26 protein-coding genes are annotated in these 24,640 nt (G+C 57.0%); 17 read left to right on the top strand and 9 right to left on the bottom strand.

Annotated elements, in window-relative coordinates; all coding sequences use genetic code 11:
- Positions 1-194: 194 nt before the first annotated feature.
- The 3 genes from recQ (at position 195) to NHF56_RS03850 (ending at position 2,937) form a co-directional block, all read left to right on the top strand.
- Entirely contained in the window at positions 195-2,054 is a 1,860-nt protein-coding gene (gene recQ / locus NHF56_RS03860; protein WP_252801721.1) for a DNA helicase RecQ, read from the top strand.
- An 87-nt stretch (positions 2,055-2,141) separates the two neighbouring features.
- Positions 2,142-2,558: a group II truncated hemoglobin gene (locus NHF56_RS03855; protein WP_252801720.1), complete on the top strand. Its 417-nt coding sequence runs from the start codon at positions 2,142-2,144 to the stop codon at positions 2,556-2,558.
- Positions 2,548-2,937: a DUF423 domain-containing protein gene (locus NHF56_RS03850; RefSeq protein ID WP_252801719.1), complete on the top strand. Its 390-nt coding sequence runs from the start codon at positions 2,548-2,550 to the stop codon at positions 2,935-2,937. The genes NHF56_RS03855 and NHF56_RS03850 overlap by 11 nt, the downstream gene beginning before the upstream one ends.
- Here NHF56_RS03850 and NHF56_RS03845 read toward each other — a convergent pair.
- Genes NHF56_RS03845 through NHF56_RS03830 form a run of 4 tightly spaced genes read right to left on the bottom strand, consistent with a single transcriptional unit; the run spans position 2,911 to position 4,244 of the window.
- Positions 2,911-3,276, bottom strand: a complete 366-nt coding sequence (locus NHF56_RS03845; protein ID WP_373456245.1) for a bleomycin resistance protein — start codon at positions 3,274-3,276, stop codon at positions 2,911-2,913. The two genes, NHF56_RS03850 and NHF56_RS03845, sit on opposite strands and share 27 nt — an antisense overlap.
- On the bottom strand, positions 3,273-3,590 hold the full coding sequence (locus tag NHF56_RS03840) for an antibiotic biosynthesis monooxygenase (protein ID WP_252801718.1): 318 nt from the start codon (positions 3,588-3,590) through the stop codon (positions 3,273-3,275). The genes NHF56_RS03845 and NHF56_RS03840 overlap by 4 nt, the downstream gene beginning before the upstream one ends.
- A gap of 22 nt (positions 3,591-3,612) precedes the next feature.
- The gene (locus tag NHF56_RS03835; RefSeq protein WP_252801717.1) at positions 3,613-3,855 is read right to left on the bottom strand and encodes a hypothetical protein; all 243 of its coding nucleotides are present in this window, start codon (positions 3,853-3,855) and stop codon (positions 3,613-3,615) included.
- Between the two features lie 8 nt (positions 3,856-3,863).
- The gene (locus tag NHF56_RS03830) at positions 3,864-4,244 is read right to left on the bottom strand and encodes a DUF2325 domain-containing protein (RefSeq protein ID WP_252801716.1); all 381 of its coding nucleotides are present in this window, start codon (positions 4,242-4,244) and stop codon (positions 3,864-3,866) included.
- 205 nt (positions 4,245-4,449) lie between these two features.
- Here NHF56_RS03830 and NHF56_RS03825 point away from each other — a divergent pair, with 205 nt between their 5' ends.
- A complete protein-coding gene (locus NHF56_RS03825; protein ID WP_252801715.1) occupies positions 4,450-5,949 on the top strand; it encodes a pyruvate kinase in 1,500 nt (499 codons plus the stop codon).
- Between the two features lie 19 nt (positions 5,950-5,968).
- Here the strand turns inward: NHF56_RS03825 and NHF56_RS03820 are convergent, their stop codons facing one another.
- Positions 5,969-6,889, bottom strand: coding sequence for a DMT family transporter (locus NHF56_RS03820; RefSeq protein ID WP_252801714.1), 921 nt, complete (start codon positions 6,887-6,889; stop codon positions 5,969-5,971).
- A gap of 101 nt (positions 6,890-6,990) precedes the next feature.
- Here NHF56_RS03820 and NHF56_RS03815 point away from each other — a divergent pair, with 101 nt between their 5' ends.
- Together NHF56_RS03815 and pobA are read left to right on the top strand one after the other, a co-directional pair.
- Complete coding sequence (locus tag NHF56_RS03815; RefSeq protein ID WP_252801713.1) at positions 6,991-7,761, top strand: ion channel; 771 nt, start codon at positions 6,991-6,993, stop codon at positions 7,759-7,761.
- Positions 7,762-7,951: 190 nt separating this feature from the next.
- Complete coding sequence (gene pobA / locus NHF56_RS03810; RefSeq protein ID WP_252801712.1) at positions 7,952-9,124, top strand: 4-hydroxybenzoate 3-monooxygenase; 1,173 nt, start codon at positions 7,952-7,954, stop codon at positions 9,122-9,124.
- Between the two features lie 36 nt (positions 9,125-9,160).
- On the opposite strand, the gene NHF56_RS03805 is transcribed toward pobA, so the two are convergent.
- Positions 9,161-9,796: a TetR family transcriptional regulator C-terminal domain-containing protein gene (locus tag NHF56_RS03805; protein WP_252801711.1), complete on the bottom strand. Its 636-nt coding sequence runs from the start codon at positions 9,794-9,796 to the stop codon at positions 9,161-9,163.
- A gap of 267 nt (positions 9,797-10,063) precedes the next feature.
- Between NHF56_RS03805 and NHF56_RS03800 the strand changes: the two genes are divergently transcribed.
- From NHF56_RS03800 to NHF56_RS03750, 11 genes are all read left to right on the top strand, one after another.
- Complete coding sequence (locus NHF56_RS03800; RefSeq protein WP_252801710.1) at positions 10,064-11,314, top strand: Zn-dependent hydrolase; 1,251 nt, start codon at positions 10,064-10,066, stop codon at positions 11,312-11,314.
- 40 nt (positions 11,315-11,354) lie between these two features.
- Positions 11,355-11,561, top strand: a complete 207-nt coding sequence (locus NHF56_RS03795) for a hypothetical protein (protein WP_252801709.1) — start codon at positions 11,355-11,357, stop codon at positions 11,559-11,561.
- Entirely contained in the window at positions 11,542-11,826 is a 285-nt protein-coding gene (locus tag NHF56_RS03790; RefSeq protein WP_252801708.1) for a hypothetical protein, read from the top strand. The genes NHF56_RS03795 and NHF56_RS03790 overlap by 20 nt, the downstream gene beginning before the upstream one ends.
- Before the next feature lies 1 nt (position 11,827).
- Complete coding sequence (hydA, locus tag NHF56_RS03785; protein ID WP_252801706.1) at positions 11,828-13,285, top strand: dihydropyrimidinase; 1,458 nt, start codon at positions 11,828-11,830, stop codon at positions 13,283-13,285.
- Between the two features lie 144 nt (positions 13,286-13,429).
- Positions 13,430-14,221, top strand: a complete 792-nt coding sequence (locus NHF56_RS03780; protein WP_252801705.1) for an ABC transporter ATP-binding protein — start codon at positions 13,430-13,432, stop codon at positions 14,219-14,221.
- Positions 14,211-15,104 (top strand): ABC transporter permease, encoded by an 894-nt coding sequence (locus NHF56_RS03775; RefSeq protein WP_252801703.1) that lies wholly within the window; start codon positions 14,211-14,213, stop codon positions 15,102-15,104. Before NHF56_RS03780 ends, NHF56_RS03775 begins: the two co-directional genes overlap by 11 nt.
- The gene (locus tag NHF56_RS03770) at positions 15,101-15,970 is read left to right on the top strand and encodes an ABC transporter permease (protein ID WP_252801701.1); all 870 of its coding nucleotides are present in this window, start codon (positions 15,101-15,103) and stop codon (positions 15,968-15,970) included. The genes NHF56_RS03775 and NHF56_RS03770 overlap by 4 nt, the downstream gene beginning before the upstream one ends.
- Before the next feature lie 22 nt (positions 15,971-15,992).
- On the top strand, positions 15,993-16,973 hold the full coding sequence (locus NHF56_RS03765) for an ABC transporter substrate-binding protein (protein WP_252801699.1): 981 nt from the start codon (positions 15,993-15,995) through the stop codon (positions 16,971-16,973).
- 325 nt (positions 16,974-17,298) lie between these two features.
- Positions 17,299-18,444: an efflux RND transporter periplasmic adaptor subunit gene (locus tag NHF56_RS03760; RefSeq protein WP_252801696.1), complete on the top strand. Its 1,146-nt coding sequence runs from the start codon at positions 17,299-17,301 to the stop codon at positions 18,442-18,444.
- A 14-nt stretch (positions 18,445-18,458) separates the two neighbouring features.
- Complete coding sequence (locus NHF56_RS03755; RefSeq protein ID WP_252801694.1) at positions 18,459-21,755, top strand: efflux RND transporter permease subunit; 3,297 nt, start codon at positions 18,459-18,461, stop codon at positions 21,753-21,755.
- A 163-nt stretch (positions 21,756-21,918) separates the two neighbouring features.
- Positions 21,919-22,605 carry a cyclic nucleotide-binding domain-containing protein gene (locus NHF56_RS03750; RefSeq protein ID WP_252801692.1) on the top strand — a complete coding sequence of 229 codons (687 nt, stop codon included), beginning with the start codon at positions 21,919-21,921 and terminating at the stop codon, positions 22,603-22,605.
- 198 nt (positions 22,606-22,803) lie between these two features.
- Here NHF56_RS03750 and ureG read toward each other — a convergent pair whose 3' ends face one another.
- From ureG to NHF56_RS03735, 3 genes are read right to left on the bottom strand one after another with little or no spacing between them, the layout of a single operon-like run.
- On the bottom strand, positions 22,804-23,415 hold the full coding sequence (gene ureG / locus NHF56_RS03745) for an urease accessory protein UreG (protein WP_252801690.1): 612 nt from the start codon (positions 23,413-23,415) through the stop codon (positions 22,804-22,806).
- Positions 23,416-23,444: 29 nt separating this feature from the next.
- Positions 23,445-24,128, bottom strand: coding sequence for an urease accessory protein UreF (locus NHF56_RS03740; protein ID WP_252801686.1), 684 nt, complete (start codon positions 24,126-24,128; stop codon positions 23,445-23,447).
- Entirely contained in the window at positions 24,106-24,570 is a 465-nt protein-coding gene (locus NHF56_RS03735) for an urease accessory protein UreE (protein WP_252801684.1), read from the bottom strand. Before NHF56_RS03735 ends, NHF56_RS03740 begins: the two co-directional genes overlap by 23 nt.
- Positions 24,571-24,640: the final 70 nt, after the last annotated feature.

Genomic DNA, 24,640 nt, shown 5'->3' with positions numbered 1-24,640 from the left:
GGTGAAAATGTGTCGCTGTCAAAATAGATGTTCCAATTGCGACATAGACTGATCGATATGTTTCGCCTGTCCACAGGCTGAAGCCCTTCGCAATAAAGGATTGGAGCGCAAAAGATTCCTACAGGTGTTGTGAACGGCTGGCATGTCCGGAGCGGCCTGTGCCATAGTCAATCCAGTTGAAGGAAAGCGATTCCATGCCAAATCTGTCGGAGCGCATTGATCCGGTATTTGAAGATCAGGGCGCTCAAAATCCCCTCGCCGTTCTCAAACGCGTCTATGGCTATCCTGCCTTCCGCGGCAAGCAGCAAGCGGTTGTCCAGCGCGTCGTGTCCGGGCGGGATGCCGTGGTGCTTTTTCCAACAGGGGCAGGTAAATCTCTCTGCTATCAGATCCCGGCGCTGTGCCGTGATGGCATCGGCATTGTCGTGTCACCACTGATTGCCCTGATGCGTGACCAGGTGGAAGCGTTGAAGCAGCTTGGCGTGCGGGCGGCGGCCTTGAACTCGTCCCTGTCGCAGGACGAGTTTGCCGCAGTCCGGAATGCCCTTTCCTCCGGCAGCCTGGACCTCCTCTATGTCACGCCGGAGCGCATTGTCACACCGGCATTCAAGGACATGATCGGTCGCACGAAGATCGCACTGATTGCCATCGACGAAGCCCACTGTGTGTCTCAATGGGGCCATGATTTCCGCCCCGAATACCGGGCGCTGGGGTCCCTGAAAGACGATTATCCCGGCGTGCCGCGCATGGCCTTGACGGCAACAGCAGATCCGCACACACGCGATGACATTATTGAGCGGTTGAACCTGCAGTCGGCAGAGGTTTTTACCACCTCCTTCGACCGCAAGAACATCGCCTATGAAATCGTCGAGCGCCAGCAGGCCCGCCAGCAGCTTCTGCAGTTTTTGAGCCGCCACAAGGGGCAAAGCGGCATCGTTTATTGCTTGTCCCGCGCCAAGGTGGAGGACACGGCAGAATGGCTGAACGGTCAGGGTATTCGGGCACTCGCCTATCACGCAGGTATGGATAGAGCCGTGCGCGACGCCAATCAGGACGCTTTTCTGAAAGAAGAAGAGCTTTGCCTGGTAGCAACGGTCGCATTTGGCATGGGGATCGACAAGCCTAATGTGCGTTATGTTGCCCATCTCGACCTGCCCGGCTCGGTGGAAGCCTATTATCAGGAAACCGGACGCGCCGGACGCGACGGCCTGCCCTCGGAAGCCTGGATGGCCTATGGCATGACCGACGTGGTAAGCCGCACCCGCATGATTGAGGAGGGAGACGCAAGCCCGGAGATCAAGCGGGTAGAACGCGCCAAGCTGAACGCGCTTCTCGGAATATGCGAGACGGCAGGTTGCAGACGGCAGGCCATTCTTGCCCATTTCGGCGAGGCGCATCCGGGTCATTGCGGCAATTGCGATACCTGCCTGAAACCAGTGGAAACCTGGAATGGCACAGAAGCCGCTATCATTGCGCTTGCCGCCATCTACCGCACCGGCGAGCGGTTCGGTGCAGGCCACGTCATTGATGTGATCACCGGCAATGATAACGAAAAGACACAGCGCTTCGGCCATGCCGATATGCCGGTCTTCGGCGCTGGCAAGGATATTCCGGCAAAGACATGGCAATCGGTCTTCCGCCAGCTTCTCGCCATGGGCCTCGTTCGCGTCGATCATGACGCGTTTGGTGCCTTGAAGCTTGAGCCAGAGGCGCGCGCCGTTTTCAAACGCGAGCGCGACATCCATTTCCGCAAGGACCGCCCTGCTGCAGGCAAAAAGACCAAAAGCAGTTCGGCCAGTGCATCAAAGGCAAAATCTGCCTTGGCCGAGGCCGATCAGGCGCTGTTTGAAGAACTGCGCGCCAGGCGTATGGAGATTGCCAAGGAAAACGGCGTCCCGCCTTATGTGGTTTTTCCCGACACCACACTGGTCGCCATGGCCACGGAACGCCCAACCTCGCAAGACGCGCTTTTGGGCATATCAGGTGTGGGGCAAGCCAAGATGGAGCGCTACGGCGATGATTTCCTTGCCGTTATCTCCGCTCACGAAGATTAGGAGCGCCGTTTCGCCGCGTTGTCGGTTGCATACAATCATGTCATAAGCCGCTGGAAACAAGCGAAATCGATCCGAAGGAATTTGTCCGTGGAGACGTCCGAAGACAAGGAAACGATCACCCTTTACGAGGCCATCGGTGCTGACGATACGGTGCGCAAACTGGTGCGTCGTTTCTACGAATTGATGGAGACCTTGCCGGAAGCGCAAAATGCGCGTGCCATCCATCCGCCAAGCCTCCAAAATGCAGAAACAAAGCTCTACGAATACCTGACAGGCTATCTCGGTGGCCCACCGCTCTTCGTGGAAAAATACGGCCATCCGCGCCTGCGCGCACGACATCTCCATGCGCCGATCACCAAGCGGGAGGTCGATGAATGGCTCTTGTGCTTCCGTGGCGCTCTAGACGACACGGTTGAACATCCCAAGCTGCGTGAAATCATCTGGGAGCCAATCGAGCGATTGGCCTATCACATGCAAAACAAGGAAGACGCGCATGAAGGCTGATGCAAATTGGCAGCGCCTCTTCATCCTCTTTTCAGGGCTTTTCGGACTGGCTGGTGTCGCTCTCGCTGCAGCAGCCTCGCATATGGGCGATGAACGGCTTCTGGGCGGGGCGTCAACCATGTGCCTTGCACATGCGCCGGCTCTGCTTGCACTTGCCCTTGCCTATGACAAGCTGAAAACCGCCGCACCCGCAGGTGTCCTTCTGCTTGCCGGGACACTTCTCTTTGCCGGAGACCTTGTCAACCGCCACGTCGTCGGCACCGGCTTTTTCCCCATGTCGGCCCCGACAGGCGGTTTCCTGATGATGGGTGGCTGGCTTGTTGTGGCAATTGGAGCGTTTTTCAAACGCCCCTTAAGCATTTCGGCCAAAACGCAATAGATTGCCGTGCGGATCGTGGATGTAGAATTCTTTCATCCGCCAGGGCCGCACGGTGAAATCGCTCAGGCGCTCAATATCGGCGCGACAGAATTCTTCGTAAAGCTGATCGATTCCACCACCGCGCAGATAGACTGAGGTGTTCTCGCAGATCGTGCGGTTATCACAGAGCCAGAAATGCAGCTCCATGATGTCACGCTTCAAAATGAGATAGGTATCATCGCGATAAATGACATTGGAAAAGCCGAGCTTGCCGGCATAAAAGTCCTGCGTCTCGGCGATATCCAGCGACGGAAGCACCGGCAGCGCCTCCACAGCCATTTCATCGGGATGGATGCTCAACTGATCCCCTCAACAGAACTGAAGCCTTCAAAAACCGGGGGCCCCATATAGATTTCCCGGTGCTGACCCGCATTCTTGTGCGCCTCGCGAAAATGCTCCGATTTCGTCCATGCCTCGAAATCTTCAGCACGCTCCCAGATCGTATGAGATGCGAAGAGCGTGTAGCCTTCTTCATCAAATGTCTTGCCGCGCAAAAGGTGGAACTGCACGAAACCGGGATTTTCCTTCAGTTTCGAATCGCGGCTGCGCCAGATTTCTTCAAATCGCTCTTCGGACCCCTTGGCGACCTTGAAACGGTTCATCGCAACGAACATCGTTGTCACTCCTGTCTTTCGTTTAATCTTTGACCCGGCGGGCCGTGAGGTCAACCACCTCCGCGGCATCGGGAAATTTGAGCGAAGTGTCACGCTCAACGGCAGGAAAAACAACAATGTTGTCTCCGGTTGGTCGCCGCTCTATTTCGCCCATGAAAAGATCGCGCAGTTGAGGGATCAGCCCATCGCCGCGTTGGGCTGCCATATCATGCAGCCTGAAGAGCGGCTGACCGCTGTCAAACCGCCTGTCGTCACTGTCTTTCACTTTGAGATTTACCTTCCGGAGAGTTCGTCAAGCGCCCGCGCCAGGCTGGATTTGGAACCGTTGCGCAACGGAATGAAACGCTTTCCATGTTTCTTGCAGCCTGACTTCACGCGCGAACACGCATCATGGCTGATACAGTCGATCGGGCAGAAAACACAATCGACAGAGGGAAGAACGGTATCAATGCGGCTCACCGCCTCACGAAGACCGCCATCGTGGTGGATCAATTCGGCACCATGTGATTGCGCAATCTTGCGCAGATGGGCAACCTGACAATCCCGTCCGCCGACATAGAGAAAGCTGCGAACGCCCGCACCGTTTTCAGCAGGGCTCGAGCCCACCTCAAACGACGCTTCCTGCTGCGGTTTGCGATTCTTCTTTTTCCCCATTGTCTCACCTCCAATCCTGTGATTGGTGGTGACGTTATATAACTTGAGTATTCGAGTAAAGTATAAACATGACAATCCAACTCATATTAATTTCGAGAGGACGTTCGTGCCTTTGGCTGCCGGGAATGCAGCAATCTCCACCACTGTCATAATGCCTTAGAAATAGCGGGTTAGCTGGAATGAACGAAAAAATGTCAGGTATGTCATGTTCGAACTCACCGAAACCACCCTCGCCAATGAAGCTGCAAACCTCGAGGCAGAACTGCGTGCTCTGAAAGACGCAGTCGCAGTCGAGGGTGCTGCCATTCTCAGCCGTCTAGAGGACGATACGCCACTGGAGGGAGCTTATCGACAAAGAGTGGAGAATCTCTGCCACTATCTCGCGCTGCGCCGCCATGACATTCGCCCACTTCAACGCAGGCTGATGGTGTTGGGCCTCTCCTCGCTCGGGCGGCTTGAAAGTCGCGTTATGCCGACCCTTGAGGCAACGCTGAATGCACTCTCGGCCATCAATGGCACGAGCACTGAAAAACAGCCCTATGACAGCGCCTTATTTTTCGCCGGCGAGACAGCGTTGATCCAGGCAGCCGATGAGCTGTTTGGAGCGCCGCGCGCAAGCCGCCGCGGGCGTATCATGGTGACGATGCCCTCCACCGCTGCCGACGACACCAATTTCGTATCCGACCTTGTGGCGCGTGGAATGGACATTGCCCGCATCAACTGCGCCCATGACGACAAGGAATGCTGGAACAAAATCGCTGAAAATGTGCGCGCCGCAGCCAATGCCGCAGGTCGCCCGGTCAAGATATTGATGGACATTGCCGGCCCCAAAATCAGGACCGAAGACGTCTTGATGCAGAAAAAGGCCCGGCTCAAGCGCGGCGATCTCCTGCGGCTGGTTGCAGAGGGTGAACCGCATCTCGCCGACGATGTCAAAGCCAGCGCGCGGGCGTCCTTGCCCGAGATTGTGACGCGCCTGGAACTTGGACACCGTATCCGCTACGACGATGGCAAACTTGAAGGCGAGGCCATCGCCACAGGTCAAAATGAAGTGATTGTGAAAGTAACACACGCGAAAGCAGGCGGTGTCAAACTGAAGCCTGAAAAGGGCCTCAACCTGCCTGACACGGCCCTCGGTCTTTCGCCGCTGACCTCCAAGGACAAGAGCGACCTCGAAGCCGTATCCGTTATCGCGGACATGATCGGCTATTCCTTTGTCAGCGAGCCAAAAGACATCCCGTTGCTTGATGAGGCACTGGCCGAAATCGGATATCTCGGCGCACCGCTCGGGTTGGTCGCCAAGATCGAACAACCGCAGGCGCTGCGCAATCTGCCGGCCCTGATCCTGGAAGCACGGCGGCAGAACCGGCCATTCGCCGTCATGATCGCGCGTGGTGATCTGGCGGCCGAAATCGGCTTTGAAAGGCTGGCGGAAATGCAGGAGGAAATCCTGTGGATCTGCGAAGCGGCATCCATCCCCGTCATCTGGGCGACACAGGTTCTCGAAGATCTGGTAAAGACCGGCCTGCCCTCCCGCGGAGAAATGACCGACGCCGCAATGGCCTCGCGCGCTGAATGCGTGATGCTGAACAAGGGACCCGCCGTCGGCGAAGCCGTGACCCTTCTCGACACGCTTTTGGCGCGCATGGATGGACACGTCTTCAAGAAGACCCCGACGCTCCGTGCGCTACACACCTGGGAATAGCACGCCTTAAGTCACGGACCTAGTCCGGCAAAAGTGCCGCGATTGCAAGCGCCGTGGCCGTGACCAATGCGCCGGCCCAAATGGAGATATCCACCCAACCGTGACCGATCAGCCCCTCCAGAACGATCACGAACGTCGGGATGAGATAGCCATAGGCCAAGGTCTTGGAAGTCGGCAGGCGTAGCGTCGCATATTGCAGCAGCATATAGGTCAACGCGGTTGTAATGATGCCAAGATACAAGATCGTCACCCAGACAATCGGCGGCATCGCCAGAAGATTGATCTGCAACAGGCTTGGGATGCCGGGGATCAGCAGCCACAGGCCGGTTGCCGCCACTGCCCAGAAACCCACAAATGCGGCATCCTCACCGCGATTATAAAGACGCAGCAACGGCGCATAGGCGGCATGCGCAACAACGCCGACAAAATAGATCATCTCACCACGGCCGACATTAAAAGCAAGCAGCGCCTCGACATTGCCGCGGAAAATGACCCATATCGCTCCGCTTGCCGCAACAATAAGGCTGAGAATGACAGCTGGCTTGCTTCGCTGGCGCATTAATATCCAGGCAAAGACAGCCGACAGAAGCGGCATGAGCGTAAAGACCGCCCCGGTGGCAACCGGAGAGGTGAACTCCAGCGCCACAAACATGGTGAACATGTAGATAGCCATGAGAAGTCCCAGCACGGCAAAGCGCCATGGCGATTTTGGAAACGTCAGTGAGACACCTTGAACGCGGCTGGCATAAAGCCACATCGCCAAAACAGCGACAGCATAGCGCGGCACGTTGATTGCTGCCGACGGGATATATTTCGCCGCCATGCCGCCGAGTGAGAAGGAGCCGGAAATCAGCAAGGCAAAAAGCAGCACCGCAAGATGGGCCTTCACCTTTTCTATGCCTTTGGCGTGCGTATTGTGGGTCACAGTCGACGCGTTCATGTGGACAGGTTTTCCTCAGGCCTTGATGTTGTGTGCAAGCCGGTTTCACGTGCAGGCAAAATCCAGTATCAGTAGGCGGCATCGAGTGGAAGGAGAATTGTGTGGCAAATTTGAAGGCACGGCTGGAGGAACTCTACGAAGGTGAAAGCAATGCCGCGCACACATTCCGCTATGCCTTGCTCGCGCTGGACGTGCTGACCATCGTCTATCTGGTCGTCTCCACCTTCTTCTACGGTTCAATGGTGACCGAAAAGATCGATGCGATTTTCGGCGCTTACCTGCTGATCGATTTGCTGGCCCGACTCTGGATTTCACCACAGAGACTGGGCTTCTTTCTTCATCCGCTGAATCTGGCCGATCTTGTTGCCATGATTTCGTTTCTCGCGCCGGTTCTGGGCGCAGACTTCTCGTTTCTGCGCAGCCTGCGTGTACTTCGGCTCCTGCGGTCTTATCGTCTGCAACAAAAACTCGGACAGGATTTCCCCTATTTCAAACGCAATCAGGATGTCATTCTTTCTGCCGTCAATCTGTTCATCTTCATCTTCGTGATGACAGAAGCCGTTTTCGTCTCCCAATTTGCCGTCAACGAAAACGTGAAGAACTTTCTCGATGCGATGTATTTCACCATCACCACACTGACCACCACCGGCTTTGGTGACATAACCCTGCAGGGACAGAGCGGGCGACTGTTGTCGATCCTCATCATGGTCTTTGGCGTTTCGCTTTTCCTGCGTCTCATTCAGACGATTTTCAGGCCGTCGCGCGTGCGCTATCCCTGCCCCAACTGCGGCCTCTCCCATCACGAACGCGACGCCATCCACTGCAAGCATTGCGGCACGGTTTTGAACATCCCCAACGAGGGCAATGTCTGACGGGTAAAATGCAGCACCAAGCCAAGGCCGAAACATTAATACCATCGGCCATGGATAATTCGTCCAGAACCCAGCGGCAATCCTTTGCCCAAAACGAATGAAAAGTACCAGTAATTGATTGCTTTCTACATTGTTGGGAAGCGGCCCGTCGCTATGATTGCCGCACTATCAACATATGGGAGGAAAGCGGATGCGCACGCAGGTCGCTATCATTGGTTCGGGGCCGTCTGGCCTGATGCTCGGTCAGTTGCTGACCAATGCCGGCATCGACAATATCATTCTGGATCGCGTGGACCGCGACTATATTCTTGGCCGAATTCGCGCCGGTGTTCTTGAACAGGGCATGGTCGATCTGATGGATCGTACAGGTGCCGGTGCACGCATGCACAAGGAAGGCCTGCCCCACGATGGCTTTTCGCTTTCCTTTTCCGGGCGCATGACCCGCATCGACATGAACAAACTGACCGGCGGCAAGCGCGTCATGGTCTACGGTCAGACCGAACTGACCGCCGACCTGATGGATCACCGTGCGGCAACCGGTGGCGTCACCATCTACAATGCCAGCGGTGTCACACCGCATGATTTCGATGGCGACAGCCCCTATGTGACTTACGAAAAGGACGGCGTAACGCACCGCATCGATTGCGATCTAATTGCCGGCTGTGACGGCTTCCACGGTGTGTGCCGCGCCAGCGTTCAGGACAAGGGCGTGCAGAATTTCGAAAAGGTCTACCCCTTCGGCTGGCTTGGCCTTCTTGCAGATGTTCCCCCGGTCCATCACGAGCTGATCTACGCCAACCACGAGCGCGGTTTTGCACTCTGCTCGCAGCGTTCAAAAGAGCGAAGCCGCTATTATGTGCAGGTGCCGCTTTCCGATGAAGTTGAAGGCTGGTCGGATGATGCATTCTGGGACGAGCTGCGCGCCCGCCTCCCCGCCGATGTGGCTGAAAAGGTCGTCACGGGCCCCTCGATTGAGAAGTCCATTGCGCCGCTTCGCTCCTTCGTTGCCGAACCCTTGCGTTTTGGCCGGCTCTTCCTCGTGGGCGATGCCGCCCACATCGTGCCGCCTACGGGCGCAAAAGGCCTGAACCTTGCAGCATCCGACGTTCACTATCTCTTTGAGGGGCTGCAGGAGTTTTACAGCGACAAGAAGTGGAGCGGCCTCGATGTCTATTCGGAACGTGCACTGCGCCGCATCTGGAAGGCAGAACGCTTCTCCTGGTCCATGACCATGCTCATGCACCGCTTCCCCGATGAAGGCGCTTTTGGACAAAAGGTGCAGGAATCAGAACTCGACTACCTCTCCAGCTCAACCGCTGCACAGACAGCAATGGCGGAAAACTACGTGGGCCTGCCTTACTAAGATCTGCCACGCAGAGTAAATTCGGCGGCTTCGGTTTCAGCGAAGCTGAAGCCCGCCGATATAAAACTGCTCCAGGAATCGGGCGGCATCTTCAAACCGCCCTTCTCCGCTCTTATCCGGACCCAGCACAGCACGCACCTGCGCATCAAAATCGGCATAGTGCTGCGTCGTCGCCCAAATAGAAAAGATCAGATGGTAAGGGTCGCAACGCGCAATCTTGCCGGCCTTGATCCAGGCTCGGATCACCTGCGCCTTCTCATCCACCAGCGCTTTCAAATCCGCCAGTTCCTCCTGAATCGAGGGTGCGCCGCGCAAAACCTCGTTGGCAAAAAGCCGGCTTTCACGCGGGTAGTCCCGCGACATTTCCAGCTTGCGGCGCACATAGCTTCTGATTTCCGCGACGGGATCGCCCTCGGCATCCAGTTCCCTCAAGGGATCAAGCCAGGTGTCCAGTACCTGATCCAGAAGTGCGCGGTGTATCGCCTCCTTGGTGCGGAAATAATAAAGCAGATTCGGCTTCGACATGCCTGCCACTTCCGCAATCTGATCGATTGTCGAACCCTTGAAACCATGGAGCGAAAAAACGTCGAGAGCGGCTTCGAGAATGATCTGTTCTTTTTCTTCCTGAATGCGCGTCCGGCGCTGCGTTTTCGCGGCTCTGGGTACAGGCATGAACGATCCCCCGTTTTTAAAAACACCTTTGGCGCTACCGCATACAGTGCCGATCATTAAGGCGCTGCAAGAAAAATGTGCAGCACCCCGATTTTTCTTCTTGAGTGACGCCTCAGAAATTGTATTGTTTACCAATCGGTCAAATTATCAGACAAGCGCTGATGAAACGCAATAACAAAAATCAATAAAGCGAAGTTTGACCTCGGGAACAATGAAAAAGGCTTTTCAGCATATGAAAAAGCCTTCAAAAACTGAGGAGTAAGCACGATGGCGGCACCTGGCGAAAACATGCGGATCAACGGCGACCGCCTGTGGGATTCCCTGATGGAAATGGCCAAGATCGGCCCGGGTATCGCGGGTGGCAACAACCGCCAGACGCTGACTGACGCCGACGCTGAAGGCCGTGCACTCTTCCAGAAATGGTGCGAGGCCGCCGGCATGACCATGGGCGTCGACAAGATCGGCAACATGTTTGCCACCCGCCCCGGCGAAGACCCCGATGCGCTCCCCGTATATGTCGGCTCTCACCTCGACACACAGCCGACGGGCGGCAAGTATGACGGTGTTCTGGGTGTGCTCGGCGCCCTCGAAGTCGTGCGCTCCATGAATGACCTTAACATCAAGACCAAGCATCCAATCGTCGTCACCAACTGGACCAATGAAGAAGGCGCACGCTTTGCGCCCGCCATGCTGGCCTCAGGCGTTTTCGCCGGCATGCACGAACTCGACTGGGCCTATGAGCGCACCGACCCCGAAGGCAAGAAATTCGGCGACGAACTGAAGCGCATCGGCTGGGTCGGCGACGAAGAGGTCGGCGCGCGCAAGATGCACGCCTATTTCGAATACCACATCGAGCAGGGCCCGATCCTGGAAGCCGAAGAAAAGTCCATCGGCGTCGTGACCCATTGCCAGGGCCTCTGGTGGCTTGAATTTACCCTCACCGGCAAGGAAGCCCATACCGGCTCCACCCCGATGAACATGCGCGTGAACGCAGGCCTTGCCATGGCTCGTATTCTCGAAATGGTTCAGGGCGTGGCCATGGATGCCCAACCGGGCGCTGTGGGCGGCGTCGGCCAGATGTTCTTCACCCCGAATTCGCGCAACGTGCTGCCCGGCAAAGTCGTCTTCACCGTCGACATCCGCTCGCCGGACGAGAAAAAGCTGAACGGCATGCGTGCCGCCATTGAGGCAGCGGCTCCAAAAATCTGTGACGAACTCGGCGTCAAATGCTCAATCGAGGCCATCGGCCACTTCGACCCCGTAACCTTCGACCCGACGCTGGTCGCTTCCGTCCGCAAAGCAGCAGAAGACCTCGGCTACAGCCACATGGACCTGATTTCCGGTGCGGGCCACGACGCCTGCTGGGCCGCCAAGGTCGCCCCCGCCACCATGGTCATGTGCCCTTGCGTCGGCGGCCTCAGCCACAACGAAGCCGAAGAGATTTCCAAGGAATGGGCGGCGGCGGGCGCTGATGTGTTGATGCGCGCGGTTGTTGAGACGGCGGGGATTGTGGAGTGAGCGCAATCGCACTATGTTCAAGGCATAACGAGGTGACATCATGTCCGACAAGGTCACGAACGAGCTCATCTATGAAACGCTCAAGCGAATGCAGGAGACGCTCGCCCTGCACACGCAATACCACCTCGAGACAAAAGAGCGTCTCGGCTTCATTGAACAACAATACGCGAGCATTTCGAGACGCATCGACCGCATTGACGAGCGCTTGGAGAGGGTCGAGCGCAGGCTTGAACTCGTCGAGGTCTGAATTTCTCAACAAATTACCGGCATTCGCTTTTTCAGCGTTTCTTGTCTTAGCTATACACGCCTCGGCTGTTGCCGCGTCATGGTCGATTGACGAAGATCGTGACGAACCGCCTATCGAATATTCAGAGCGAGATATTGAAAATGCTGGCATCGTTGCCGTTGACGAAGCCTTTGCGCACTGCGCAGAAATCAAGGCACAAGCGCAAAGGCTGCAATGCTACGACAATGGCATGAGGGAACTGGGTTACAAGGTGGAGAGTGAATAAAATGAGCAGCAAAGTCATCAAGGGCGGCACCATCGTTACCGCCGACCTCACGTACAAAGCCGACGTCAAGATCGAAGGCGGCAAGATTGTCGAGATCGGGCCGAACCTTTCCGGCGACGAAACACTGGATGCGACCGGCTGCTATGTGATGCCGGGCGGCATTGATCCGCACGTTCACCTGGAAATGCCCTTCATGGGCACTTACTCCTCAGACGACTTCGAAAGCGGCACGCGCGCAGGTCTTGCCGGCGGCACGACCATGGTTGTCGATTTCTGCCTGCCTGATCCGAACCAGTCTCTTCTGGATGCCCTGAAGCGCTGGGACAACAAGTCCACCCGCGCCAATGCGGATTATTCCTTCCATATGGCAATCACCTGGTGGGGCGAGCAGGTTTTCAACGAGATGGAAACCATCGTAAAAGAGAAGGGTATCAACACCTTCAAGCACTTCATGGCCTATAAGGGCGCGCTGATGGTGGATGACGACGAGATGTTCTCATCCTTCCAGCGTTGTGCAGCGCTTGGCGCCATGCCGCTGGTTCACGCCGAAAACGGCGATATCGTCGCGCAGATGCAGGCCAAGCTTCTCGCCGAAGGCAATAACGGCCCCGAAGGTCATGCCTATTCGCGTCCGACCTCTGTTGAAGGCGAAGCCACCAACCGCGCCATCATCATCGCCGATATGGCGGGCGTGCCGCTTTATGTGGTGCACACCTCCTGCGATGAGGCGCACGAAGCCATCCGCCGCGCCCGCCAGAACGGCATGCGCGTTTACGGCGAGCCGCTGATCCAGCATCTCACGCTCGACGATTCAGAATACAAGAATGCCGATTGGGACCATGCCGCACGTCGCGTCATGTCGCCCCCCTTCCGTGACAAGAAGCATCAGGATTCGCTCTGGGCTGGCTTGTCTGCCGGTTCGCTGCAGGTGGTTGCCACCGACCACTGCGCTTTCACCACCGAACAGAAGCGCTACGGTGTTGGCGACTTCACCAAGATCCCGAACGGTACCGGTGGCCTCGAAGACCGCCTGCCGATGCTGTGGACCTACGGCGTTGCAACTGGCCGCATCACCATGAACGAGTTCGTGGCCGTCACCTCCACGAATATTGCCAAGATCCTCAACATCTATCCGAGGAAGGGCGCAATTCTTGTGGGCGCTGACGCCGATATCGTTGTCTGGGACCCGAACCGCGAAAAGACAATCTCCGGCTCCAACCAGCAGTCGGCCATCGACTACAACGTCTTCGAAGGCAAGGAGGTGAAGGGCCTGCCGCGTTACACGCTGACCCGCGGCTACGTAGCAATCGAGGAATCAACGGTGAAGACCCGCGAAGGCCACGGCGAATTTGTTGCCCGCGACCCCTTCCCGGCGGTCTCCTCGGCCCTCTCCACCTGGAAGGAAGTCACCGCGCCCCGGAAGGTGCAGCGCAGCGGCATTCCTGCGTCAGGCGTCTAAACTTCAACATGCGAGCCGCGCCTTGGAAAGAATGCGCGGCTCGCTTTTCCTCTTGCGCTGAATAAGCGGCTGAGGTGAACATGCGTCCCATCAAAAAAGAGGCGAAAACGCCCGGGAACAATTTGAAAAATCAACTGGGTAAATATGGCGGAAAATCAGTCAAGCGTCGTTTCGGCGAAAAATCTCGGCCTCACGTTTCAAACCAATGACGGGCCAGTCGTTGCGCTGACCGGCGTGAACCTTGAAGTGAAGAAAGGCGACTTCGTCTCCTTCATCGGTCCTTCCGGCTGCGGCAAGACCACCTTCCTGCGCGCCATTGCCGATCTGGAGAAGGCAACCGAAGGCGAATTGCGCGTCAACGGGACAACGCCGGAGGACGCCCGCAAGAATCGCGCTTATGGCTACGTCTTCCAGGCCGCAGCCCTTTATCCCTGGCGCACCATTGAAAAGAACATCGCCCTGCCGCTGGAAATCATGGGCTATTCTGCCCAGGAGCAACAGGCGCGCATTGCCCGCACCATGGAACTGGTGAACCTCACAGGGTTTGAGAAGAAATTCCCCTGGCAGCTTTCCGGCGGCATGCAGCAGCGTGCATCGATTGCCCGCGCCTTGGCCTTCGATGCCGATCTTTTGCTGATGGACGAACCTTTCGGCGCGCTCGACGAAATCGTCCGCGACCACTTGAACCAGCAGCTTCTGGAACTCTGGGCGCGCACCAACAAGACCATCTGCTTCGTCACCCACTCCATTCCCGAAGCCGTCTATCTTTCCACCAAGATCGTGGTGATGAGCCCGCGCCCCGGTCGTGTGACCGATATCATCGAGTCCACCCTACCCCGCGAACGTCCGCTCGACATCCGCGAAACACCTGAATTCCTGGCAATCGCCCACCGTGTTCGCGAGGGCCTTGCCGCAGGGCATAGCTATGATGACTGAAACTTTGCGCACAAGGGTCTGGCCAGTTGTTGCAGTTTTGATCGTTATCATCGCGCTCTGGTACGTCGCCGCACTCTTCATGAACCGCTCCGTAGCGGTCAACGAAGCTGAGTTGAAAGGCGAAAACCTGACGAGCAGCGAGCTATGGATGAAGTCCTTCACGCTCAAGAAGCCGCTTTTGCCAACCCCCGATCAGATCGGCGTGGAAATCTGGAAAACGACGGCAGAGATGAAGGTGACCTCCAAGCGCAGCCTTGTCTATCATGCATGGGTGACGCTCTCTGCGACATTGCTGGGTTTTGCAATCGGCACGGCCACTGGCATCCTGTTGGCCGTTGGCATCGTGCACAACAAGGCCATGGACAAGTCGCTTATGCCCTGGGTGATTGCCAGCCAGACAATTCCCATTCTCGCTGTCGCCCCGATGCTGATCGTGGTTTTGAACGCCATCGGCATTTCCGGCCTGTTGCCCAAAGCACTGATCTCCACCTACCTTTCCTTCTTCCCCGTGGTTGTCGGCATGGTGAAGGGGTTGCGCTCGCCGGAGGTCATTCAGCTTGATCTGATGCATACCTATAATGCCAACAAGACCCAGATTTTCTGGAAGCTGCGCTTTCCAGCCTCTGTTCCCTTCCTCTTTGCATCGCTTAAGGTCGGCGTTGCAATTTCGTTGATCGGGGCCATTGTAGGTGAATTGCCGACAGGTGCGGTTGCCGGACTCGGCGCACGCCTGCTCTCCGGTTCCTATTACGGGCAGACGATCCAGATCTGGTCGGCGCTCTTCGTTTCCGCCTTCCTGGCTGGCGCCCTGGTTTTTGCAGTCGGTGCAACCGAGCGCGTCGTCAACCGCCTGATGGGCGTGAAACCGGAGGCTAGAGTATGAACCTGGTGATCCTCTTTCTCATCGTCGGCATATGGGCAGCCTCCTGGTTGCTCAACGAATATCTCGTGCGCATCCAACCGTCCGGACCGGCATCCGCGCGCAATATCGACCTTGCGGTTCCCGCCATTTTCGGCATAACCCTGCTCGTTCTCTGGGAACTCATCACCCGCGGTTTCGGGGTGCCGGAAATCCTTCTGCCTGCCCCTTCGAAGATCATTGCCACGGCATTTTCCTCCCTGCCTACAATCTGGCTCGATTTTCAGCAGACCTTCTTCATGGAAGTGTTGACCGGCTATGTGATCGGTTGCGGCGCGGGTATTGGCCTGGCACTCCTGATCGACCGGTCGACTTTCCTGAAAAACGGCCTTCTGCCGCTCGGAAACCTCATCTCCGCCCTCCCCATTGTCGGCCTTGCCCCGATCATGGTCATGTGGTTCGGCTTTGACTGGCATTCCAAGGCGGCCGTCATTGTCACCATGGTCTTCTTCCCACAACTGGTGAACACCATAGCCGGTCTCAATGCCAGCGGCCACATGGAGCGCGACCTCATGCGCACCTATGCCGCAAGCTGGTGGCAAACGATGACACGGCTGCGCCTGCCAGCGGCCTGGCCCTTCATTTTCAACGCATTGAAGATCAATTCCACGCTCGCAATGATCGGCGCCATTGTGGCAGAATTTTTTGGCTCGCCATCCTATGGCATGGGCTTTCGCATTTCGGTCGAAATGGGCCGAATGAACACTGCAATGGTTTGGGCGGAAATTTTGGCCGCCGCCATTGCAGGATCGCTGTTTTACGGGATCGTTGCGCTGATCGAGCGTAAGGTCACGTTCTGGCATCCATCCGTCCGTGGGGGACGGGGATAAAAAACGAAAGAGGGTTGAACAGATGAAAAAGACAATGACATCGCTTCTCGCCGCAAGCGCGGTTGCGCTCTCGGCTTTTGCCGCCCACGCGGCAGATGTGACGCTGCAGCTGAAATGGGTCACCCAGGCGCAGTTTGCCGGTTATTACGTTGCTAAGGACAAGGGCTTCTATGAAGAAGAAGGCCTTGATGTGGAAATCAAGCCTGGCGGCCCCAACATCGCGCCTGAACAGGTGATTGCAGGCGGCGGCGCCGACGTGATCGTCGACTGGATGGGCGCGGCCCTTGCAGCGCGCGAAAAAGGCGTGCCGCTGGTCAATATTGCACAGCCTTATCAGGCAGCAGGCCTTGAAATCATTTGCCCGGCTGATGGACCGATCAAAACCGTTGCCGACTTCAAGGGCCACACGATTGGCGTCTGGTTCTACGGCAACGAAGTTCCCTTCTTCGCCCTCATGAACCGCGAAGGCTTGACCGCTGGTGAGGGTCCCGAAGATGTGAAGGTTCTGCAGCAGAGCTTCGACGTTCAGCCGCTGATCCAGAAGCAGGCCGACTGCATCCACGTCATGACCTATAACGAACTCGGCCAGGCCATCGACGCTGGTTACACGCTCGATAAGCTGACTGTCTTCAACTACACCGACATGGACGCCAACCTCCTCGAAGACGGCCTTTATGTTCTTGAAGACAAGCTTGCCGACCCGGCCTTCAAGGAAAACATGGTGAAGTTCGTGCGCGCGTCAATGAAGGGCTGGGCCTATGCCAAGGAAAATCCGGAAGAAGCCGCTGACATCGTGCTCGACAACGATACAACCGGTGCCCAAACAAAGGAACATCAGGTCTACATGATGGGCGAAGTGGCCAAGTTGCTGGGCGACGCCACCGGCGTGCTGGATGAAGCCGCTTACGAGCGGACGGAAAAGGCCGTTCTGGACCAAGGCATCATCACCAAGAAGCCCGAAGGTGCGTGGACACACGACATCACGGACGAAGCTGTCAAGTAAGCCATCTCGAAAGATTGAACGTCAGAACGCGCGGAAATTCTCTTCCGCGCGTTTTTCTTTGAACCAAATCTCAAAACTTTCGTACTAGACGATATCAGGGATCGTTGTATTGTGCAGTGCAAAAGGTTACACTTATTTAGATTTTGCAGGGGCATACTTGCGCTTCTCTAGTGTGACCACCACATGCAGCCCAATTCGCCGCAATGTGAGTTTGCGCGGCATCTGGAGGGGCATCGCTGCGATTTGTCGCGGCGGCAGGGTTTAAAGTTCAGAAAGTCGGGAAATGACAAGAAACAAACTACGGGTAATTTGCGCGCTTTTTTTGATGACAGCCGCCGCATCGCCGAGTCTGGCTGCCGACACCGAAGGCGCTGAGCCGAAGGTTTCTCTGCCTGCGATTATCGTCACCCCCGTTGAGGTTCGCGACCTTGTCGATCGGGTTGTCGCCTCTGGCACAATCCAGCCTGCCGAAGAGGTCTTCGTGCTTCCGCTGGTAGACGGCCAGCCGATCAAGACACTGAATGTTGACGTGGGCGACACGGTCAAGGAAGGCGATGTGCTTGCCGTTCTGTCGACCGATACGCTCATTCTCCAGAAGGGTCAGCTTGAGGCCAACAAGGCCAAAGTTGCGGCGACCCGCGCCCAGCTTGAAGCGCAACTTGCCCAGGTGAAGGCCAACACCGCAGAAGCCGTGCGCCAGAGCGAGCGGCTCGCCAAGCTTGTCAAAAGCGGAACCGTCTCCACCGCCCAGGCCGACCAGGCAAAGGCCGCGGCCGATGCTGCGCTGGCGCAGCAGACAGCCTCTGAAGAAGCACTCAAGAGCAACGACGCAGACATGAAGGTGATCGATACACAGATTGCCGAAATCGATCTGAAGCTTGCCCGCGCTGAAGTCAAAGCCACTGCCAGTGGCGTGATCTCGGCGCGAAACGCAAAAATCGGCGCGATTGCGGTGGGTGCCGGCGCCCAGCCGCTCTTTACCATCATCCGCGACGGCAAACTTCAACTTAAGGCTGATCTTGCCGAAAGCGATGTGCTGAAGGTCAAGAAGGGTCAGAATGTCAAGATCACCACCACGGCAAACGTGAAGCCGGTGGATGGCAAGGTCGCGCGCGTTGAACCGACCGTTGACCCGACAACCCGTCTGGGCTCGGTGCTCATTGACATTCTCAACCCGGATGAAGCCCGCTCGGGAATGTACGCCCAGGCCTCCATCACGATCGACGAGCATTCTGCACCGTCCCTCCCGCTCACCGCTGTCACGAGCGAAGACGGCGAAAACATGGCCCGCAAGGTTGAAGATGGCGTCGTCAAGTTGACGACAGTGGAGACCGGCATTCAGGATGGCGATTACATCGAAATCACCAGTGGGCTCCAGGCCGGTGACGAGGTTATTGCAAAAGCGGGCGCTTATGTGCGCGATGGCGACAGGATCAATCCGGTGCGCGATCTTGACCAGGCAACGAACTAGATAGGGTCTAGGATATGAACTTTTCCGCATGGGCAATCAGGAATCCCGTCGCGCCGCTCCTGGCGTTCTTCCTTCTCTTGGTCTTGGGCATCCAGTCTTTCTATTCGCTGCCGATCACCCGTTTTCCGAATATTGACGTACCTGTTATCGCGGTTACCGTAACGCAAAGCGGTGCGACACCGAGCGATCTGGAAAGCCAGGTGACGAAGGAAGTCGAAGATGCCGTTGCAGGCATCAACGGGGTCGACACGATCAACTCGACCATCAGTGATGGCTCCTCGCAAACCGTTATTCTCTTCGACGTGGATGTGGTAACCAATCAGGCGCTTCAGGATGTGAAGGATGCCGTCGACCGCATCCGGACCTCTCTGCCTGCCTCCATCGACGAACCGACTGTTTCAAAGATCGACGTTGAAGGTCAGGCAATCCAGACCTATGCCGTGTCCTCCCCCAACATGACGCTTGAAGAGTTGTCATGGTTTGTGGACGATACGGTCAAGCGCGCTCTGCAGGGCCAGCCGGGTGTCGGCCGTATTGACCGCTTTGGCGGCGCGGACCGTGAGGTGCGCATTTCGCTCGACCCGCTCAAGCTCAAGTCGTTTGGCATTTCAGCCTCCGACGTGAACGCCCAGCTCCGCCTGACCAATGTGGACATCGGTTCGGGTCGAAGCCAGATCGGCGGTGGCGAACAGACGATCCGCACGCTTGGTGATGCTCACTCGGTTGAGCGGCTGGCAAACACCACCATCTCACTCGGTTCGGGACGGTTTGTGAAACTTGCCGATCTCGGCACGATCAAGGATACCTACGAGGAGCAGAAATCCTTCTCGCGCTTCGATGGTGACCCCGTCGTGACATTTGCCGTCTTCCGCTCGAAGGGTGCCAGTGAAGTCACCGTTGCGGAAGGTGTGACCGAAGCTCTCAAGGACCTGCGTGCTGCACACCCCAATGTCAACATCAAGCTGATCGACGATGCCGTATACTTTACCTACGGCAACTACGAAGCCGCCATTCACACCCTGATTGAAGGTGCGATTCTGGCTGTTATCGTGGTGTTCCTTTTCCTTCGCAATTGGCGCGCAACGCTGATTGCCGCTGTGGCCCTGCCGCTTTCCGCGATCCCCACGTTCTGGATCATGGATATGATGGGCTTCTCGCTCAACCTCGTCAGCTTCCTGGCCTTGACGCTGGCGACCGGTATCCTCGTGGACGACGCGATCGTGGAAATCGAAAACATTGCCCGGCATATCCATATGGGCAAGACGCCTTATCGTGCAGCCATTGAGGCGGCCGATGAAATTGGTCTTGCAGTGATTGCCACCACCTTCACGATTATCGCCGTGTTCGCCCCGGTTTCCTTCATGCCCGGCATTCCCGGCCAGTACTTCATCCAGTTCGGCTTGACGGTGGCCTTCTCGGTGTTCTTCTCGCTCATGGTGGCGCGATTGATAACGCCCATGATGGCCGCCTATCTGATGAAGGCAGGCGATATCGCTGAAGACCACGAAGCCGCCGACGGCTGGATCATGCGGGCCTATACGAAGGTCGTGCGCACAACCACGGGTCATTGGTATTCACGCTTTGCGACACTGCTTGGGGCCATCGGCTTCCTCGTCGCCTCAGTGATGCTGTTGATGCAGGTTCCCGGCAGCTTCATGCCGCCGGAAGATGCAGGCCGCATCATCCTTTCGCTGGAGCTGCCGCCCAATGCCTCTTTGGAAGAAACCGGCGAGACGACGACAGAGATTTACAACCGCGTGAAAGACATAAACGGGGTAAAGGATGTGTTCGTGCTGGGCGGTTCTTCACCAAAGGGCGATCTGGCCATCAGCCGCGCATCGGTGACACTGTTGCTCGAACACAAGGAATCCTCGCTCGCGACGGCGCTCGTCAATGATCTGGGCGGAAGCATCCCCCTGATCGGGCCATATCTGCCCAAGGTCAAGACGGAAGGGCGCACCCGGCCGCAGTGGGATATCGAGGCGGAAGTCTTCTCCAAGCTTGCCGACATTCCCGATATTCGCCTTCTCAAACTCAATGACCGTGGTGAACGCGACCTCTCCTTCAGCCTGCTTGCCGATACCGACGAAAAGCTGAACGAGGGCACGGCCATCATGGAATCGACGCTGCGCAAGGAACCTCTTCTTGCCAACGTTTCCTCTGAAGGAGCCCTGCCCCGTTCCGAGTTGCGCATTGAGCCCAACGATGACCTGATCGCCCGCCTGGGCATTACGGTTCAGCAGATCTCGGAAACCGTCCGCGTGGCCACAATCGGTGACACGGATGCATCGCTTGCAAAGATGTCGCTTGACGGTCGTCAGATCCCCATTCGCGTGATGCTCAGCACGAACATGCGCAAGGATCCGGCAGCCATCAAATCGCTGCGGGTGAGAACCAATACGGGCGCCTCCGTGCCGCTCTCCAGCGTTGCGAAAATCTACTATGCGGAAGGGCCCGCCACCATCAAGCGGCAGGACCGGAACCGCGTGGTGACCATTGGCGCTGACCTGCCGCGTGGTGTTGCGCTTGATACCGCAACGGCTCGCTTCCAGGCCGCCAAATCCAATCTGCCCGAAGGCGTTCGCTTCGTTGAAAGCGGTGATGCCAAGATCCAGGCCGAGATGCAGCAAAGCTTCGTCAACGCCATGATCCTTGGTTTGCTTCTGGTGCTGATGGTGCTGATCCTGCTCTTCAAGGACGTTATTCAGCCTTTCACCATCCTGCTGTCGTTGCCGCTGGCAATTGGTGGCGTGGCTGCAGCCCTGATCATCACCAACAATGCGCTCTCCATGCCGGTGCTGATCGGTATCCTCATGCTGATGGGCATTGTGACGAAGAACGCGATCCTGTTGATCGACTTCGCCATCGAAATGCGCAACCAGGGCATGCCCCGTCTGCAGGCGATGGTCGAAGCTGGGCGCAAGCGTGCGCGTCCGATCGTCATGACCTCGATTGCCATGTCGGCGGGCATGCTGCCCTCTGCACTGGGCGTTGGCGAAGGTGGTTCGTTCCGCTCCCCGATGGCCATAGCCGTTATCGGTGGCATTATCGTATCGACCGTGCTCAGCCTTGTGGTGGTACCGGCATTCTTCCTTATCATGGACGATCTCTCGCGCGGCCTCGGCTGGATATTTGGCCGCTTCATCGGCAAGAAGGATGAGGATGATGTGGAATTGAGCGGCGAAGAGCTGCAGGAAACCGTGCTCCACACCGCCAGGAGTGTCGACTCGCTTGAAGAGCGCATCAGCAAGCTCGAGGGCAAGAAGAAAGGTTCAAATGTCGTGAACCTCAATTCACTGGCCGCCGAATAAAACTGCCAGAAACAACGAGAAAAGCCGGGCCCCCAGCCCGGCTTTTTTCTTTGTGCGCTGCGTTTTGATTTCGATCAAACCTCAATTGCCAAGTGCGGGGTATGACTGCTCCCCATGAAATGCTGTTTCACAGCGGTAAACGTTCGGGGCGCGGAGGCCAACGGTGGTGAACAAGATCCTGAAATTGAACGGTCGTGACCGAGATATTCTGGCGACCTCACCTTTGTTCAAGGGGATGAGCCAGCAAGGCTTCAGCAAGGTCATAGAGCATGTGGCCGTGTCGTCTTTTGAAGCCAAGGACCTCATCTTCCGCGAAGGTGACAGCCCGGAATATTTTTACACAGTGCTGACCGGCTTCGTGCGCGCCTATCGTCTCAACCGTGAAGGCCGTGAGGCGGATATCGCGGTCTATGGGCCCGGCGATACCTTTGCCGAAACCGGAATCTTCAATTCCGATGCCTACGGCTTCAACGCACAGGCCGCCGAAGGGATTACGCTCGCCCGCTTCGAAACCGAAAGCGTGCGCAAGCTGGTGACTGAAAGCCCGGAAATTGCTTTTGCATTAATGACCACGCTTTCGTGCAATTTGAAAAATGCACTGGAATGCGTCGCCGATGATCGTCTCCACACTGCGCCGCAGCGGGTGGCAAACTTCATCCTCAAGCACTGCCCTGAAAGCGCGCAATCAGCCCGCTTCCGCCTGCCTTTCCAGAAGAGCCTTTTGGCAGGCAAGCTCGGCCTCGCGCCGGAGGCTTTGTCGCGAGCTTTCTCATCGCTGAAATCGGCGGGCGTTTCCGTCCATGGACGCGTTATCGAGATTAACGACGTCAGCGCATTGCGACGTTTTTGAAAACCTGTCTTCACGGGGACTGGTGCGGCCGGCGGGGTGGTCTCTTTCGCAGCGTTAGAGCGGTTCAGCTCTTAACTGAAGCGCTCAAGGCCACAAGCGTGGCCCGGCGCTCATGCGCCGCCCCAGTGGAGCATTGCGCAAAGCGCAATTGGCGTGAGCGAAAAAATGTAGACTGTTTCAGTCAAAAACTGAAACAGTCTAGAGACCACCTTGCATTTTCAAGAATTCGATCACTGACTCTGCACCTTCCGCCTTCTTCATATTGGTGAAGAGGAATGGCTTCTCGAGGCGCTGCTTGCGCGCATCACGCTCCATGACGGTAAGATCGACTTCGACATAGGGCGCCAGATCCGCCTTGTTGATCACCAGCAGGTCTGATCGGGTGATACCCGGCCCGCCCTTGCGTGGAATTTCCTCGCCCTGACAGACGGAAATCACATAGATCGTCAGATCGGCCAGATCGGGTGAAAAGGTTGCCGCCAGGTTGTCGCCGCCCGACTCGATGAAAACGACGTCGAGATCGGGAAACCTTTCGTTGAGTTCGGCAATCGCCTGCAGATTGATCGATGCATCCTCGCGAATGGCCGTGTGCGGACAGCCGCCCGTTTCCACGCCTGAAATACGCTCGGACGGCAGAGCCTGCATGCGCACCAGCGCATCGGCGTCTTCCTTGGTGTAAATGTCATTTGTGACCACCGCGACCGAATAATCCTTGCTCATTGCCTTGCAGAGCGCAGCCGTCAAAGCCGTCTTGCCGGAGCCGACAGGCCCTCCTATCCCCACGCGTAAAGGCCCATTTGCCGATGCCATCACATTCACCCTGTTTCTTTCAATTTCGATCACGAACGGAAAAGCCGTGTCACCTGCGTCTCATGCCGCATGGAGGCAATATCGGCCCGAATGGTTGCGCTGCCAAGATCATCCAACGTAGCACCGCAAGCCGTAGATGCGGCTTCCAGAATAGGCTTTTCAAGGCTCGCCAGCAGGCCGACCCCCTGGCTTTGCCCAATCACACCGCAACGAATGGCGACCGAAACAAGCTGGCTGATTGCCGCATGCAGATAGGCCGAAAGCGCCGCTTCAAGGCCGACATTGTGGGAGCCCGCCACGGCACCCGCCGCCACGGGATACGCCGCACGCGCACCCAGCCAATCGACAGCCTGGCACGGCCAGGCTGAGGCCGCCGTCAGGAACGCGCCACCGAGCGCCATGGTTTCCTTTTGCCGCTCTGCAGACCCCGCCAGGGCTGCTGCGAGATTACTCAGCTCTATCAATGTCCCGCTATCGCCGGCACGATAACTGAGGGAGAATAAAATAGCATCCGTCTTTAGAAAACCATGGCTTAACAGGCTCGCGAGCCAATCATTGAGCGTAGACCCGTCTAAGACACGCCCGTCCTCAATGACCTTCTCCAATCCACCCGAATAAGCGAATGCGCCCACCGGAAACGCGGGAGAAAGCCATGTCATCAACCGCACGAGCGCAGCCGGATCTGTAGGCTCAATCGTGGTGATGATGCCCATGCCCATGTGCCTGTGAGTGATAAGCGCCGCGGACCGGCTGGAAGGGTTCCTCGACATCGCAAACGGATGCGCCAAGGCGCTCCAGCATATCGCGGATAACGTGGTCGCGCAGAATCAGAATACGGTCCTTTTCAACTTGCGCGGCAAGGTGGCGATTGCCGAGATGCCAGGCCAGTTCAATGAGGTGCAAACCGTCGCGTGCACGAACCTCCATCAACGCTTCCGGCTTGGCGTCGATCAGAACATGCCCGCCATTGTCGAGCGCCAGCACATCGCCGCCGGCCAGCATCACCGCCTCCTTCAAGTCGAGCATCACCATGCGCCCGTCTTCAAGATGCAGCAGCTTGCGCCGAAGATGGCGCTCATCATGCGCAAGTGTCACCCGACCGAACAATTCGCCGGGCGCATCGTCAGGCCTCAGGACCGATGTTGCGTAGATCATGCTTCCCCCAGGGTGAGAAGCAAGCAAACACGCTGCACCGCAAAAAATCAAGCGTTTTCAAGGGAACGAA

The organism is Rhizobium sp. L1K21 (genome assembly GCF_024055895.1).
Classification (GTDB): domain Bacteria; phylum Pseudomonadota; class Alphaproteobacteria; order Rhizobiales; family Rhizobiaceae; genus Ensifer_A.
The sequence above is the reverse complement of the archived record's forward strand: the minus strand, read 5'-3'. Positions and strand labels throughout refer to the sequence as shown.